This is a genomic window from Oscillochloris sp. ZM17-4 (assembly GCF_019599295.1).
GTDB lineage: Bacteria > Chloroflexota > Chloroflexia > Chloroflexales > Chloroflexaceae > Oscillochloris.
The window spans coordinates 3,273-17,868 of sequence record NZ_JAIEWN010000068.1 but is presented as its reverse complement, the minus strand read 5'-3'; the positions used below and the strand labels follow the sequence as shown (position 1 = coordinate 17,868).

The 14,596-nt window shown below is 69.2% G+C and carries 12 protein-coding genes, 1 tRNA gene and 2 pseudogenes; 4 read left to right on the top strand and 11 right to left on the bottom strand.

Going from position 1 to position 14,596, the window contains the following annotated elements; genetic code table 11:
- The coding region (locus K2Z83_RS25960; RefSeq protein WP_220598072.1) for a 2-oxo acid dehydrogenase subunit E2 at nucleotides 1-631 on the top strand (631 nt) is incomplete at its 5' end.
- 92 nt (nucleotides 632-723) lie between these two features.
- On the opposite strand, the gene K2Z83_RS25955 is transcribed toward K2Z83_RS25960, so the two are convergent.
- From K2Z83_RS25955 to K2Z83_RS25945, 3 genes are all read right to left on the bottom strand, one after another.
- Nucleotides 724-2,373, bottom strand: coding sequence for a DHA2 family efflux MFS transporter permease subunit (locus tag K2Z83_RS25955; RefSeq protein ID WP_220598071.1), 1,650 nt, complete (start codon nucleotides 2,371-2,373; stop codon nucleotides 724-726).
- 15 nt (nucleotides 2,374-2,388) lie between these two features.
- On the bottom strand, nucleotides 2,389-2,985 hold the full coding sequence (locus tag K2Z83_RS25950) for a TetR/AcrR family transcriptional regulator (RefSeq protein ID WP_220598070.1): 597 nt from the start codon (nucleotides 2,983-2,985) through the stop codon (nucleotides 2,389-2,391).
- Nucleotides 2,986-3,161: 176 nt separating this feature from the next.
- Nucleotides 3,162-3,764, bottom strand: a complete 603-nt coding sequence (locus K2Z83_RS25945; protein ID WP_255604522.1) for an AP2 domain-containing protein — start codon at nucleotides 3,762-3,764, stop codon at nucleotides 3,162-3,164.
- Between the two features lie 309 nt (nucleotides 3,765-4,073).
- Here K2Z83_RS25945 and K2Z83_RS25940 point away from each other — a divergent pair, with 309 nt between their 5' ends.
- Nucleotides 4,074-5,585, top strand: a complete 1,512-nt coding sequence (locus K2Z83_RS25940) for an ATP-binding protein (protein WP_220598069.1) — start codon at nucleotides 4,074-4,076, stop codon at nucleotides 5,583-5,585.
- A 10-nt stretch (nucleotides 5,586-5,595) separates the two neighbouring features.
- Nucleotides 5,596-6,279 carry a response regulator transcription factor gene (locus K2Z83_RS25935; RefSeq protein ID WP_220598068.1) on the top strand — a complete coding sequence of 228 codons (684 nt, stop codon included), beginning with the start codon at nucleotides 5,596-5,598 and terminating at the stop codon, nucleotides 6,277-6,279.
- A 106-nt stretch (nucleotides 6,280-6,385) separates the two neighbouring features.
- Here the strand turns inward: K2Z83_RS25935 and K2Z83_RS25930 are convergent, their stop codons facing one another.
- On the bottom strand, nucleotides 6,386-6,706 hold the full coding sequence (locus K2Z83_RS25930) for a cation:proton antiporter (RefSeq protein WP_220598067.1): 321 nt from the start codon (nucleotides 6,704-6,706) through the stop codon (nucleotides 6,386-6,388).
- A gap of 288 nt (nucleotides 6,707-6,994) precedes the next feature.
- Between K2Z83_RS25930 and K2Z83_RS29495 the strand changes: the two genes are divergently transcribed.
- Entirely contained in the window at nucleotides 6,995-7,885 is an 891-nt protein-coding gene (locus K2Z83_RS29495) for a dihydrodipicolinate synthase family protein (RefSeq protein WP_255604521.1), read from the top strand.
- 170 nt (nucleotides 7,886-8,055) lie between these two features.
- Here K2Z83_RS29495 and rsmI read toward each other — a convergent pair.
- The 7 genes and pseudogenes from rsmI to K2Z83_RS25895 all read right to left on the bottom strand — a co-directional run.
- A pseudogene (gene rsmI, locus K2Z83_RS25925) lies at nucleotides 8,056-8,631 on the bottom strand (16S rRNA (cytidine(1402)-2'-O)-methyltransferase); the annotation flags it as partial.
- Between the two features lie 125 nt (nucleotides 8,632-8,756).
- Nucleotides 8,757-9,710, bottom strand: a complete 954-nt coding sequence (locus K2Z83_RS25920) for a GDP-mannose 4,6-dehydratase (protein WP_220598066.1) — start codon at nucleotides 9,708-9,710, stop codon at nucleotides 8,757-8,759.
- A gap of 112 nt (nucleotides 9,711-9,822) precedes the next feature.
- The gene (locus K2Z83_RS25915; RefSeq protein ID WP_220598065.1) at nucleotides 9,823-10,764 is read right to left on the bottom strand and encodes a lamin tail domain-containing protein; all 942 of its coding nucleotides are present in this window, start codon (nucleotides 10,762-10,764) and stop codon (nucleotides 9,823-9,825) included.
- A gap of 54 nt (nucleotides 10,765-10,818) precedes the next feature.
- Nucleotides 10,819-10,895: transfer RNA gene (locus K2Z83_RS25910), tRNA-Val, on the bottom strand.
- Between the two features lie 252 nt (nucleotides 10,896-11,147).
- Nucleotides 11,148-11,351 (bottom strand): annotated as a pseudogene (locus K2Z83_RS25905) (ATPase); the annotation flags it as partial.
- Nucleotides 11,352-11,436: 85 nt separating this feature from the next.
- Nucleotides 11,437-13,008, bottom strand: coding sequence for a DUF5691 domain-containing protein (locus K2Z83_RS25900; protein ID WP_220598063.1), 1,572 nt, complete (start codon nucleotides 13,006-13,008; stop codon nucleotides 11,437-11,439).
- 93 nt (nucleotides 13,009-13,101) lie between these two features.
- Nucleotides 13,102-14,478: an SWIM zinc finger family protein gene (locus K2Z83_RS25895; RefSeq protein ID WP_220598062.1), complete on the bottom strand. Its 1,377-nt coding sequence runs from the start codon at nucleotides 14,476-14,478 to the stop codon at nucleotides 13,102-13,104.
- Nucleotides 14,479-14,596: the final 118 nt, after the last annotated feature.

The window sequence follows — 14,596 nt, the reverse complement described above, 5'->3', positions numbered from 1 at the left end:
GCAGACCGCCGCCATGCTCACCACCTTCAACGAGGTGGACATGGGCGCGGTGATGGACCTGCGCAAGCGGCGCAAGGACGCCTTCAAGGAGCGCAACGGCGTCAACCTGGGCTTCATGTCCTTCTTCACCCGCGCCGCCGTCGGCGCGCTGAGAGCCTACCCCATGGTCAACGCCGAGATCCAGGGCGACGAGGTGGTGCTCAAGGGCTACTACGACATCGGCATCGCCGTGGGCGTCGAGGAGGGCCTGGTGGTGCCGGTGGTGCGCGACGCCGACCGCAAGGGCTTCGCGGCCCTGGAGCGCGAGATCGGCGAGCTGGCCACGAAGGCCCGCGAGGGCACCCTCGGCCTGGCCGAGCTGCAGGGCGGCACCTTCACCATCACCAACGGCGGCGTCTACGGGTCGCTTATGTCAACGCCCATCCTCAACACACCCCAGGTCGGCATCCTCGGCATGCACAAGATCGAGGATCGCGCCGTGGTCGTCGGCGGCCAGATCGTCATCCGCCCGATGATGTACCTGGCCCTCTCCTACGACCACCGCCTGATCGATGGCGGCACCGCCGTGCGCTTCCTGGTGCGGATCAAGGAGCTGATCGAGGACCCCGAGGCCCTGCTGCTCGAGGGGTGATTCGTCGTTGGGGCGCAGCAGCACGATGCCCCGTTGTCGCAAGGCGACAACGGGGCATCGTGCTGCTGCGCCCCTGCATGAACGTGGGGCCGTCAATCCGCCGCCGCCGGCTTGCCCTCGCCGTGCTGCCGGCGCAGGCCCGCCCGCCCGGCCCACTTCGCCGGCCAGCCCGGCAGGAAGAGCGCGATGAACAGGGCCAGCATGGCCGCGTAGAAGGTCAGCAGGTAGGTCTGCTCGAAGCCGACCAGATTCTCGCTACAGGCCTGCTGCACCCCGGCCAGGATCTGCTGCTTGGCGGCCGCCTGCTGGGCCTGGGGCAGGCCGCTGATCTGGGCCGCCGCCGCTGGCGGGATGTTGTCGGCCGGGGTCACCCCCGGCGTCTCGCAGACCCCGAAGCGCGTGGCGACGCCCGCGCTGGCCGCGCTCTCCTGGGCCTGGGCCGACTGGGCGCGCACCGCGGGCGAGAGGGCGCTGGTGAGCACCGTGGCCAGCACCGCCACGCCGATCGACTGGACCACGAAGCGCGTGCCGTTGATCAGCGAGGATCCGCGGGGCAGCAGGCGCGGCGGCACGCTGGAGAGCGCCGTGGCGAAGGTGGTCTGCACCGTCATGCCCAGGGCCAGGCCGCGCAGGGCCAGCAGGAAGATGATGAAGCCGATCGAGGTGTCGCCCTTGATCTGCGAGAGCTGCCATGTGTTCACCAGCAGCAGCGAGAAGCCGCCCACCACGAGCGGGCGCGGGCCGATCTTGTCGTAGAGCTGGCCGGCGATCGGCGCAGCGATGCCCGAGGTGAGCGCCAGGGCCAGCAGCATGGTGCCGGTCTCTAGGGCCGTGCGCCCGCGCAGCGCCTGGAGGTAGACCGGCATCAGGAACTCGGCGCCGAACAGGGCCAGCACCGACACGTAGCCGATCAGGCTGGCCGTCAGGAAGGCCGGCGTCTTGAACAGACGCAGGTCGAGCAGCGGCTCCTTGACCACGAACAGCTCAATGATGGCGAAGGCGATCAGGGCGACGATGCCGACGCCGAAGGAGAGCAGCACCGTCGTCGAGGTCCAGCCCAGGTCGGCGGCGTTGGTCGCCCCGTAGAGCAGGGAGCCAAAGCCAACCGTGGCGGTGATGATGCCCAGCGGGTCGAGGGTGGGCTTGCGGGTCGTCTCCTCCTTGCGCAGGAAGCGGCTGGCCAGGGAGACGCCCAGGACACCGATCGGCACATTGATGAAGAAGATCCAGCGCCACAGCTCGGCGTCCACCAGCCAGCCGCCGAGGAGCGGGCCGAGGGCCGGGGCCAGCACCAGGGCGATGCCGAAGAAGCCGAGCGCCTTGCCCTGCTCGTTGGCGGGGAAGGTGCGGTAGAGCAGGGCCGGGCCGAGCGGCTGGGCCATGCCGCCGCCGACGCCCTGGAGCGCCCGGAAGACGATCAGCATCTCGAGGTTCGGCGAGAGCCCGCAGAGCAGTGAGCTGGTGACGAACAGCACCAGCCCGCCGATATAGACATTCTTCAGGCCGAAGCGGTCGGCCAGGAAGCCCGAGAGCGGTGTGGTGATGCCCAGCGCCAGCACGTAGATGCTGATAATCCACTGGGTCTGGTTCAGCGGGGCGTCGAACTCGCGGCGCAGCGTCTGTAGGGCCACGTTTACGACGGTGCTGTCCAGAATGATCATGAAGATGCCGAAGACGACCGAGATCAGCACCTTCCACTTGTACTCAAGGCCGCGCCGTGGCGCGAGGTTCTGTGCGGTCATAGGGGAGTCCTTCCCTCAGCGTGGGCCCCGCGCGCGGAGCCCGTCGAACACCAGTCGCACAAGCGTCTCTGCCACCCGGCGCCGGGCGTCCTCATCGCCGCCGGCCAGGTCGGAGTAGTCGGTCTGGAACAGCTGCGCGAGCGTCCGCGCCACCACCGGCGTGGCGAGGCCGGGGTCGATGTCGCCCTCGGCCTTGGCGGCGTCAATCAGATCGCTGACGTGGCCGAGCATGCGGGCGCGCTGGGCCGCGTGGGCCGGGTGGTCGCGCAGGCTCAGCGGCAGCATGCCCGACTCGGTGCCCCACAGGCCGGCCCGCCGGGTCAGCCCGCCGCGCATCATCTCCTCAAGCCGCTGGATCGCCGGCAGTGTCGCCGAGACAGCCTGCATGCGCTGCTCGCCCCGCTGCATCAGGCGCACCACGACGCTGATCGCCAGGTCTTCCTTCGAGGCGAAGTGCTGGTAGATGGTCGCCTTAGAGATGCCCACGAGGCCCGCCACATCATCGATGCTCATGGCGGCGTAGCCCTTCTGGGCCATAAGCTCGTGGGCGGCATCGAGGATGGCGCTCTCGCGCAGCTGTCGCTGTCGCTCTTTTAACGACGGTCGGCTCATAGGTGATGGGAGGGTGTGGACGGATGTGTACTCACGAGTTCAGATTTTACACCCGCTATTTTTATTTGTCAATATTTTGCAAAAGGCATGCACAAACCACAAGCGGGCTGGCCGGCGCAAGAGCATGGCTCTCGCGCCGGCCAGCCCGCTTGTGTGCGGGAGTCCCTACGGCGTCGCTACTCTACAGGCGTGCGGTGGCGGGCCTTCTCAAACTTCTCGCGGGCGCGGCGGGCCAGCGCAAGCGCGCGGCGCTCGCCGTGCTTGGCGATCGAGTAAGAGGTGCGCCGAATGCGGTTGCCATCGCGCCAGGTGGCCTCATAGACCTCGCGTCCGTCCTTGACGGTGCGCCGCACGCCCACGATCCCGGTGCTGGTGCGCGAGACGCCGATCACCTGGCGCTCGGTGCGCGGCTTGCCCAGCTCGCGCTCGGCCTGGTTGCGCCACTCCAGGGCCGCGCCGAGGGCGGCCAGCCGGTCGCCGTGAACCGAGTCCGAGAAGAACTTGCTGCGCCGCTCCTTATTCCAGGTGACGCGCACAAAGTAGCCGAAGGTGCGCTTGGCCGGGTGGTCGATGCGCGTGATCCCCTTGTGCTTAGTGGTCTTCGGGCGCAGGCGAACCGGCAGGGTCTTGGGGTCGGGCAAGGCGGTGGCGCGCAGGGCGGCCAGGGTCTCGTCACGGCTGCCGGTGCTACGCTCGGCGCGCAGGCTGGCCAGCGCGCCCTCGGCGATCACCGGGGGCGCCTCGTAGCGCAGCGACGCCATGTGATCATCGGTCGCCATGTGCGTGCCGGCGTGTGGCGGCTGGGGCTCACTATCGCGTATCGGGAGAGGCAGCGGGTACGGCTCATGCATCGTCGCATTACTCCTGTGGTGTAATAGTTTCGGGCGATGATCTTTCTCCCTACAGCATACCATGGCTCCTCCCTTTGCACAATGTTTGCAAAGCACATGTTCATTAATTGTTCATGAGAACACTGGGTCACTGAGCCACTGAGGTGCTGAGCCACTGACTTCTCGCCGCATCAGAATGCCAACCCATGCCAGCCTGAGCAAAGCCGTCATATCAATGGTTCTTGGTATAATAGACCCATGCCAAACCGCACCGCCAGGCCAAGCCCCTCGCTCCTCAGACAGGCGCTCTTGCTCGCAGGGCAGCTGCTGCTGAGCCTGGTAGCGCTTGCGGCGCTGACGGCACTGCTCAGCACGATCTTCCCTACACTGCTGAGCACCGCCTCACTGCTCTATGTGCTGCTGGTGCTGGCGATCGCCGCCACCCTGGGCCTTTGGCCGGCCATCCTGATCTCGATCCTGGCGGCGTTCTTCTTCAACTACTACTTTATCGTCCCCCAGCAGCCCCTCAGGGTCTCCACCCTCGAGGACAGCGTCCGCCTGATCACCTTCATCACAGTGGCGCTGCTGACCAGCAGCATCGCCGGGCGCGCCCGCAGCCAGGCGCTCGTCAGCAGCAGCCGCGCGGCCGAGCTCGACGCGCTCTACCAGCTCAGCCAGACGATCAGCGCCGAGCTCTCCCTCGACCGGATCGCCCCGGCCGTCGCCCAAGCCACAACGGATCTGCTCAGGCTGGCATCCTGCCGCATCCTGGTGGCCGACAGCAGCGGCACCCTGATCGAGCAGGCGCTCGCCGGCGAGCCGCGCCAGCAGATCGACGAGGTCGTCCTGCGGCTCAGCGGGCGGCCCGATGTGGTGCTCCAGGTCACCCGCCGCCGCGCGGCCCCGCCGCTGAGCGTGGCCGACCGCTCGCTCCTGGCGACGATCAGCGCCCAGCTCATGGGCGCGGTCGAGCGCAGCCGGCTCGCCGAGGCCGCCGCCCAGATGCGCGCCCTCGACGAGTCGGACCGGCTCAAGTCAACCCTGCTCTCATCGGTCTCTCACGATCTGCGCACGCCCCTGGCCGTGATCAAGGGCGCGGCGACGAACCTGCTCGATGAGGCGGTCACATGGGACGCGGGCACCCAGCGCGAGCTGCTGCTCGGCATCAACCAGGAGGCGGACCGGCTCAGCCGCCTGGTGAGCCACCTGCTCGAGATGTCGCGCATCGAGGCCGGCGCGCTCCAGCAGAGCCGGCGCTGGGAGGACCTGAGCGAGCTGATCCACGCCGTCGCCCGCAGTATGGGGCAGCGCGTCGCCCCCTGCACAATCGCCCTGGATATACCGGATGACCTACCGTCGATCCGGATGAGCTATGTGCAGATCGAGCAGGTGATGACGAATCTGGTGGATAATGCGGGGCACCACGCCCCGCCGGGCACGCAGATCGCGATCATCGTCCGCCATATAGCCGGATCGCCCGCGCAGATCATGGTCGAGGTGCTCGATCGCGGGCCGGGCATCTCGCCCGCAATCCGCGACCATATCTTCGAGAAGTTCGTGCGCGCCGAGGCCCCCGAGCGGCGCGCCCACGGGAGCGGCCTGGGACTGGCGATCTGCAAGGGGCTCATCGAGGCCCACGGCGGGCAGATCTGGGCCGAGGATCGGGCGGGCGGCGGCGCACGGTTCGTATTCACCCTGCCGGTCGAGGAGTTACACCCCTCCAGCGGCGTCAGCGTCGAAGGCGTCAGCACGAGCGGCATGGCCGCATAAGGACAGCGGTATGGGCGAGCGCATTCTGGTGGTGGATGATGAGCCGCAGATGGGCCGGCTGCTGAAGACCGGGCTGAGCGCCCGCGGCTATGAGGTGGCGGTCGCCGTCGATGGCGAGGAGGCGCTCGACCAGGCGGTGCGCTGGAAGCCCGATGTGATCGTGCTCGACCTGGGGCTGCCCCTGATCGACGGCCTGGAGGTCTGCCGCCGCATACGCGGCTGGTCGCAGGTGCCGATCATCGTCCTGAGCGCCCGCGACGGCGAGCAGGATAAGGTCGAGGCCCTCGACCTGGGCGCCGACGACTATCTGATCAAGCCCTTCGGCATGGACGAGCTGCTGGCCCGCATCCGGGTGGCCCTGCGCCACAGCACGCGGGCCAGCGTCACCGAGGAGCCGGTGCTCACCTTCGGCGAGCTACGGATCGACCGGCCGCGCCGCATTGTCACGCTCAAGGGGCAGGACATCCACCTGACGCCCACCGAGTACGAGCTGCTGCGCCTGCTCAGCAGCCACGCCGGCAAAGTGCTCACTCACCGCACCATCCTGCGGGCGATCTGGGGCACGAGCTACGAGCAAGATCTGCCCACCCTGCGAGTCTTCATCACCCAGCTGCGGCGCAAGATCGAGCCCGACCCCGCCCAGCCAACCTTCATCCTCACTGAGCCGGGGATCGGCTACCGCTTTCAGATGTAGGCGGGGAGTCGGGGGGCGAGAGTCGAGAGTCAGGGGTCGGGTGGAGCGCACCCGGAAGCCTTCTTAACCGTCTCGTAACATGTACGTAGCATCGTAGGTCTATACTCTAGCTCCACAGAACCATGTCCGTTCTGGGGGGGCGACGAGGGTCAATGGCGACCGGCGTCAGGCCCGTTCCAAGCACCAGACCAACCTGGAAGAGCAGGATCACCACGCCGAGCTCGGCCAGAAACTGGATGATCCCGTTCTCTCTGATCGGCTCAAAGATATGTATCCCGAGCAAGTGCATGTTGCCCAGCACCACCCCCGCCAGCAGCTCGCCGAGCACCGGCGGCTGGCCGTAGCGCTCGATGAAGGTCGAGAGCTTCGCGACGATCAGCACGACCGAGATCGAGAGCAGGGTGACACCAACGCTTACCTCATGCATGTGGCCTCTCTTCCATTGCTAATCGGTGACGGAGAACGGGCTGTATTAGGAGGAATGCCAGATCAGCGTATCCCTGCTGGGTGTGCGACAACGCACAGATCGCCCGACTCTAGGCGTCTGCTGACACATATTAAGATGGTCTCTGGAGCTTAGCTCTCATAGTAGCATAAAATACGGCGGCGGGCGCAGCTGGGGGTGCGGCGTATTGTTGCGGGCCGGCAAACCTGTGGTACAGTACCAGCCAGCAACCCGCGGCTATATGTGCAGCAGGCGCAGAGAGGGAAGGCTATGGCGGAGATTGGAGGCGTGATCAGCGCGATGCTGACGCCGTTCACCAGCGATGTTGGGCCGGTAGACTATGAGTGGATCCCCGGCTACATGCGCTTCATGGAGCAGGGCGGGCTCCACGGCGTGCTCTGCCTGGGCACCACCGGCGAGGGGCCGTCGATGAGCACCGCCGAGCGTGAGCGCGTGCTCGACGTGGTGCTGGCCAATAAGGGCGGCATGTTTGTCATGGCCGGCACCGGCTGCGCCGCCCTCACCGAGACGATCGCCCTCAGCCGCTACGCCGTCGACCGCGGCGCCGACGCGGTGCTGGTGATGCCGCCCTTCTACATCAAGCAGCCCAGCGAGCTCGGCGTGCTCAACTACTACCGCGCCCTCGCCGACTCCCTGCCCGCCGAGTCGCGGCTCATGCTCTACCACATCCCGCAGGTCACCGGCGTGCCGATCACCCCGCCGATCATCGACGGCCTGCTGGAGAGCCACCCCGGCCTCTTCTTCGGCATGAAGGACAGCAGCGGGGACTGGGCCAACAGCGCGATGCTGATCGCGCGCTACCCCCAGCTGAAGATCTTCACCGGCAGCGACCGGCTCGTCTCCAGCGCCCTGGCCGGCGGCGCGGCGGGCGCGATCACCGCCCTCGCCAGCGCCTTCCCGCACATGGTGCGCGCCGTCTACGACGCTCACCACGCCGGCGGCGATGTGGCCGGCGCCCAGGACCGCCTCACCCGCCTGCGCGGCAAGGTCGACCCGGCCAACACGCCGGCGGCACTCAAGGCGGCCCTCGCCTGGACGAGCAGCCTCCCCGAGACGAGCGTGCGCCTGCCCCTGGTGGCCCTGGCCGACGACGCGGCCGCCGCCCTGCACGCCGCGTACCAGGAGATCGTCGGCGGGTGATACGGGCGGGCCGCCCTCCCGCTGTACGGGCGCAGCAGGCGCAGGCGGCGCGCGATCTCGGCCTCGCTCGGCGGATCGACAAACCCGACGGGGGTCGTCAGCCGCCGCCGGTCGCGCTTGCGCTCCCCAGTCGGCGGCTGCCCCGCGATCACCAGGGTGTACTCGCCGCGCGGCGGCTGGGCGATGAAGTGGGCCAGCGCCTCGCTCACCGTCGAGCGGCGCAGCGACTCGAAGCGCTTCGTCAGATCCTTCGCCACCGCGATCTGCCGGTTGCCCAGGGCCTCCAGGATGTCGCCCAGCGAGTCCACCAGGCGGTGCGGGGCCTCGAAGCAGACCAGCGAGAGCGTCAGGCCGGCCAGATCCTCCAGCACCGCCAGCCGCTCGGCGCTGCGCCGGGGCAGAAAGCCCACGAACACGAAGCGGTCGCTCGGCAGGCCCGAGGCCGTCAGCGCGGCCACCGGGGCGCTCGGGCCGGGCACCGGCGCCACCGTGAAGCCGGCCGCGATACATGCGACCACCAGCTCGTAGCCGGGGTCGGAGACCCCCGGCGTGCCCGCGTCAGACACCAGGGCCACGTCGCCCTCGGCCAGCGCCGCCAGGATCGCGTCCAGGCGGGCCAGCTTGTTGTGCTCGTGGTACGAGATGCAGCGCGTCGTGATCTCGTAGTGGCCCAGCAGGCGCTGGGTGTGGCGGGTGTCCTCGGCCGCGATCAGGCTCACCTCGCGCAGCACCCGCAGCGCGCGCATGGTGATGTCCTCAAGGTTGCCGATCGGCGTGGCGACTAAAAATAGCGTGCCCATTGAAATAATGTTGAATGTTGAATAGTGAATGTTGAATGCGCCGGCCCCATTCAACATTCACTATTCAGCATTCAGCATTGATCCCTCCAGTACTCCAGCAGCTCGTCCACGATCTCCTCCATGCCGATCGTCGGCTCCCAGCCGGTGGCCTCGCGCAGCTTGCGGTTGTCGCCCTGGAGGATGGGCTCGTCGCTCGGCCGCAGCCGCGCCGGGTCCTGCCGCACCTCGACCGGCACCCGGCCGCGCTCCACCACCATCTGGACGATGTCGCCGATGCGGGTGGCCCGCCCCGAGCAGAGGTTGTAGACCTCGCCGGGCGCGCCGCGCTCGATCAGCAGCCAGAGGGCGCGGGCCACGTCGCGGGTGTGGGTGAAGTCGCGCCGGGGCTCCAGGTTGCCCACCAGCAGCGCCGGCGGCTGGAGCCCGGCCTCGATCTCGGCCATCTGGCGGCAGAAGGTCTGGATGGAGCAGCGGTCGCCCTGGCGCGGGCCGACGTGGTTGAAGGAGCGGGTGACCAGGATATGCATGCCGAAGTTATCGTGGTACTGTAGGCCGGTCAGCTCGGCGGCCACCTTGCTGACGCCGTAGGGGCTGCCGGGCCGCAGCGGGTGCCCCTCGCCAATCGGCACCTCATCGGGCCGCACGAAGCCGTACTCGGCGCTGGTGCCGGCGATGTGGGTGCGGGCGGCGGGCGCGTGGCGGCGCAGCGCCTCCAGCAGGTTCAGGGTGCCCTCGACATTGGCCCGCATGGTGAGCACCGGCGCCTGCCACGACGCGCTCGGGTAGCTCTGGGCGGCCAGGTGGAAGACACGCTCGGGGGCGGCGGCGCGCACGGCCGCGTCCACCGCGAAGGCGTCCTCAATGTCGCCCTCGTGGACCGTCACCCTGCCAAGCAGGTGCGCGATCGGCCGCGGGTCGCTGCGCCAGCGCTTGAACACATGGATATCGAGCCCGGGGATGGTCAGCAGGTGGTCGGCCAGGAAGCTGCCGACCGGCCCGGTGACGCCGGTGATAAAGACGCGCACGGGAGCCTCGCTCGTATGAGATCGGAATGCGACAATCATACCACGACGAGCGACGAGCGACCAACGGGCCGTTGCCGTTGGTCGCTCGTCGCTCGTCGCTCGTCGCCCGCGGCTACTGGGTGCAGCCGGCAGGGACGATATAGGCGTCCACCAGGTTGCCGGACGGGTCGCGCAGCTCGGCCCGGTCGCCGTCGTTCCAGAGCTGGTCAGTGCGATCCCAGTAGAACTCCGCGAAGTCCGGCAGGTTGTCACCGATCCCGCTGTACAGCGTGACGTAGAAGTCTGGGCCGGCCCCCATCGTATAGCGCGGGAAGGTGTAGCTCAGGTTGGAGCGCGTCTGGTTGATCACCTTCCAGCCCAGCATATCCACCGCCGTCGTGCCATCGTTGCGCAGCTCAATGTACTCGCTGTCGTCGGGGTAGGCCGGGTCGCGACAGAACAGATCGCTGATCTTGATCGTTGCGCTTGCGGCCTGGCTTGTGGTGGTGGCTACAGGTGTGGTGGAGGTGCTCGTGGCGGTTGCGGTGCCCGCGGGCGTCGTCCTCGTCAGGGTGGCCGTCGCCGTCGCGGAGATCGAGGTCCGCGACGGCGACACAACGGTGGCAGTCCTGGCGGGGGTGGCCGTCGCGCCGCCTGCGGTCGTCGCCGTCGCCGTCGGGGATGCGCCAGAGGAGCCGGACCCATCCTCAGGGGCAACCGGCGTCGGTGTCTCAAGCGGCACATCCACATAGCATGTGAATCTGCCGACAATGGTGCGCGAGCCGCGCACCTTCACCTCAACTGGGTACTGGTCCGGCCGCTCATTTACCAGCAGCGGGATCTGCCACGAGCCGTCGCTCCGCGAGCTGCCGCCGCCGACAGGGCGTGAGCTCAGGTAGGCGATCAGCGACTCGTTTGGCGGCGCGCCTGTGCCGGCAAGGATCGTCGTCTGTTTGTTAGGGCAGGAGATAGCGAGGGGCTCTGACGCGGCCTGAAGCGAGGTGCCCGCAAGTATACTTGCAAGAAGCATCAGTGCGACGGTGACAACTAGGGTGAGCAGAAAGCGTCGTGGCAAGAGGGTTACAGGCTGCCGGAGCGGAAGACCCCAACCGGCGTGGTACAATTGTGGTGGTGGGCGATACTGGATTCGAACCAGTGACCTCCACGATGTCAACGTGGCGCTCTAACCAACTGAGCTAATCGCCCCAAACGCGGTGTTATGGTACCATTGAACAGGGGTTCCGTCAAGCTCCCCCCCGCCCTCAGCAGGGCCACGTCATTGTCGCCCGGCCTCGGTGCCGTGGGACTGAAGTCCCCGGCTCGATCCTGGCGAAGGCCGCCTGCGCGGCCTCAGACAGGCCGCGCAGGCGGCCTTCGGCGGAGAATCAGCCCGCGACTTCAGTCGCCGGGCGGTCGGGCGAGAGAGCAATGATGTGGCACCCCGCCCTCAGCGCCGCTGGCGATCTCGATCAGCCGCCGGCTGCCGATGTACTTTGGCTCGATCACGGTGCCGTCGTCAAGCGCGCCGCCGAGGATGTAGGTGGCCACCGCCCAGGGCGAGAGCCGCCAGCCGGTCGGGCGCGGGCGGTCGTCCTGGCGGGCCAGGGCCTCAAGCTCCCCGGCGTACTGCTGCTCGGCGTGCTCGCGAAGTCGCTGGGACATAGGTGGAGATCTCCTTCAGTAAGGGCGCAGCAGCAGCGGATGCTCTACCTGCCCCTATGATATGCTTGCTGCTGCGCCCGTACACTCAGCTCTCGCGCAGCGCGCGCAGCATCGCATCGCGGAAGCGCATCAGCTCCTCAAACTGTGTGATCGCCCCGCCCCAGGGGGGCAACTCGTCGGAGATAATCGCCCCCACCTTAGCGGCGAGGTCGGCGGGCATACGGGTGGCGAACAGCTCCAGGGCGGAGTGAAGCCGCCAGTCCGTGCGTAAGGAGGACTTGTCGGAGGCCAGCAAGCGGCGGCGCAGGGCGGCCAGCACGGCGCGGGAGAGATCGTGGCCCCACGGCCCCGCCAGCGAGCGCAGGGCAGCGAGCGCCGGGTGGTCGCCTGCCAGCGGCTGATGAGCTTGCAGCAGCGCCAGCGCCAGCGCCTCGCGGCGGGCGGGCGGCAGAGCCGGCAGCAGCTCCGCCAGCTCCCCCGGCTTCTTGTCGGCCCGACGCAGGGCGATCAGCGCCTCCAGCCACTCCTGGTCGCCGTGGCGTCGGGCCGCCTCGCTCAAGCTCGACAGCAGCAGATCGCGCCACTCCTTGGGCAGCTTCGCCTTGAGGATCTCGTCGGGCGACGCGCCCCAGAGCTTACACCATGCGTCAGGCGGAATCTGCTCGATCATCTGGCTGAGCCACCAAGCCTTCTCGCCCATGCCAGATCTGGCCGGCTTGCGCACGATTCCGTCGCGCTGCATGGCCTTGTCGTACTCCTCGGGCAGCGCGACATCGATACTCGCGCGCTGGAGCAGGCGGCCCGGCTGCCAGCGCAGCAGCGGGGCGACCCTGGCGGCCATGCGCTGGGCCAGGGCCGACTCGGGCAGGGTCGCCAGCAGGTCGGCGGCAGCCTTGCGCACCCGCTCGGAGCGGTCGTTGAGCGCCTGCTCAAGAAATGGCTCGTCGGCCATACATAATCCCTGCGCGAGCGCGGCCAGAAAGCGCTCCCGGTCATCAACCTTCTCGCTGGCCCAGCTGGCGGCGAGCAGATCGCGGGCGCGCTCCGGCTCGCGGGCGCGCAGCCCGGCCAGCAGCATCAGCCGCGCCGCAGGCGAGCCAGTCTCCCAGAGCGGCGTGGCATCCTCCTGAGCCGCCGCGCCCGCCCCGCTGGCATACTCCCAGTCGGGGTTGAGCCCGGCCAGCCAGCGCCCGCGCGCGCCGAGCGCGGCGACGATCACGGGGCGCAGATCCTCATGATTCCGCCCATGATCGAGCAGGGCCGGCAGGAGGGAAGCGGGCGCCGCGCGACCTGCGGAGGCCAGCGCCGCCAGCCACTCGGGCAGGGCGGCGGCGTAGGTGCCGGCGAGCATCTGCGCCAGGTGCGCGCCAGCGCGGGCCGAGCAGGGCGGCAGGTCGTCGGGCGGGGCGGGCGGAAACGGCTGCGCGGCGCTGGCCGGCGGCAGCCAGCCCGCGCGCCGGTAGAGGGCCACGGCGGCGGCGGCGCCCAGCAGCGCCCCGGCCGGGTCATCGCCCGGCGCGAGCCGGCCCAGCAGATCGCCCAGCGCCCCGCCGGCGACCGGCAGGGCGGGCGCGCGCCGCTCAGTGCCAAGCAAGGCCGTGGCCACCAGGTCGGCCCAGAGCGGCGCACAAGCAGGTGTGAGAGGGCCGTGGCGCATACTCTATCTTCCCATCTGCGTGAGGGCGCAGCAGCGCCGCAGCCCGATGCCTACAGAGTACTCAAGGACTCATGCGACGCTGCTGCGCCCCAACTACCCCCCTAGATCGACAAACCCATCGACCCACGCCGAGATCGGCGTCAGCCGGTCGCCGTCCCACTCGCCGCACAGGCTGAAGGGGTGCCCGCCGCTGCGGGCGAGCAGCTCCCAGGCGCGGCCAAACTGCGGCGCGAGCGGCAGCCCCCGCCCGGACTCATCGCAGACAAGCCAGCCGTCGCCGGCTTGCGCCAGCCTGATCGGGCCGAGGCAGAGCGGGTAGCGCTCCAGCCAGGGGCTGCGAGCCAGGGCGGCGGCGTAGCTGCCGAGGGCGGCGGCGATGTCGAGCGCCGGCAGCGCCGGCAGCGCCTCGATGCCGCCGTGCCGCCGCTGCACCAGGGCGCGCAGCGGCGCGGCGCCGGGGAAGAAGGCCAGGTCGGCGTCGAGGCTGCCGCCGGGGATCAGGCTGCGGTCGAGCGGCTGCCCGGCCGCGCTGAAGTCCAGCACGAGGGCCGGCGCGGCGCACGACTCGCCCCAGAGCCAGGTGCGCTGCACGCGCAGGCGATCCTCATCCTCAACCCGCCGGCCAAGGATCAGCCAGCGGTCGCGCAGCCCCGCGCCGCGCAGCAGCTCCTCCTGGCTCTGGGTGAAGCCGATGGCGCTGCGGATATCGGCCTGCTCCTCGGGTGTAAAGACATCGCCCTCAGCTGTCCCCTGTCCGCTGTCCGCTGTCCCCTTGAAGCGAGCGTAGCCCTCCACAAGCAGATGCATGCGGGCCAGCTGCTCTAGCAGCCGGCCCTGCCAGCCATCGCCCGAGGCCGGGGTGCCGCCCATCGCCCGCAGGAGCCGGGCCAGCCCCGGGGCCTGGGCATCGACCATGCGGGCGGCCATACGCTCGAAGGCAGCCGGGGCGCGGCCGGGCGCGGCGGCCAGCCCCTCGCGCAGCTGGTCGCGCAGCCAGATGCCCAGCTCCTGCGCCCCGGCGGCCACCTTCGCCTCGCGGGCGGCGGCAGCCTTCGCCTGGGACGCGGCGCGCCGCCCCTCGGCGGCGGCGGGGTCGTCCTCGGCGGCCTGCCGACGCTGCTCGCGGGCGGCGGCGCTCTTGGCGCGAGTCGCCAGCCACTCCTCAACCCAGCCCGGCGGCGCGGCCTCGGGCACGGCGGCGGGCTGGCCCGCCAGGAGCAGCATCAGGCCGATGCTATGCTTACAGGGGAACTTGCGGCTCGGGCAGGAGCAGCGGAAGGCGGGCTCGCTCAGATCGATCTGGGTGCGGTAGGGCTCGCGGCCGCTGCCCTGGCACTCGCCCCAGAGCGCCTGATCACGCTGGCCGAGCGAGAGCCATGATCGCGGGGAGGACAGGCTCTTGCCGGACTTCGCCGAGGCAGCGTCGGGGGCGAGCGACAGGACGTGATCGGTGGTGAGTGATGGTGGCATGGGGCGCTGTCGTCCTCAGTAGGGCGGGTGCGACAGGCTCATCGTAGCATAGGTCTGTGCCAGAAACGGTCACATATTGTTGCCAGCAGATACAGTATGCACGCCTTGTAATGGCTGC

Coding starts and splice junctions, on each gene's coding strand:
- K2Z83_RS25895 (WP_220598062.1), bottom strand. CDS start 14,478: ATGCCACCATCACTCACCACCGATCACGTCCTGTCGCTCGCCCCCGAC.
- K2Z83_RS25935 (WP_220598068.1), top strand. CDS start 5,596: ATGGGCGAGCGCATTCTGGTGGTGGATGATGAGCCGCAGATGGGCCGG.
- K2Z83_RS25930 (WP_220598067.1), bottom strand. CDS start 6,706: ATGCATGAGGTAAGCGTTGGTGTCACCCTGCTCTCGATCTCGGTCGTG.
- K2Z83_RS25955 (WP_220598071.1), bottom strand. CDS start 2,373: ATGACCGCACAGAACCTCGCGCCACGGCGCGGCCTTGAGTACAAGTGG.
- K2Z83_RS25900 (WP_220598063.1), bottom strand. CDS start 13,008: ATGCGCCACGGCCCTCTCACACCTGCTTGTGCGCCGCTCTGGGCCGAC.
- K2Z83_RS25950 (WP_220598070.1), bottom strand. CDS start 2,985: ATGAGCCGACCGTCGTTAAAAGAGCGACAGCGACAGCTGCGCGAGAGC.
- K2Z83_RS25940 (WP_220598069.1), top strand. CDS start 4,074: ATGCCAAACCGCACCGCCAGGCCAAGCCCCTCGCTCCTCAGACAGGCG.
- K2Z83_RS29495 (WP_255604521.1), top strand. CDS start 6,995: ATGGCGGAGATTGGAGGCGTGATCAGCGCGATGCTGACGCCGTTCACC.
- K2Z83_RS25945 (WP_255604522.1), bottom strand. CDS start 3,764: ATGGCGACCGATGATCACATGGCGTCGCTGCGCTACGAGGCGCCCCCG.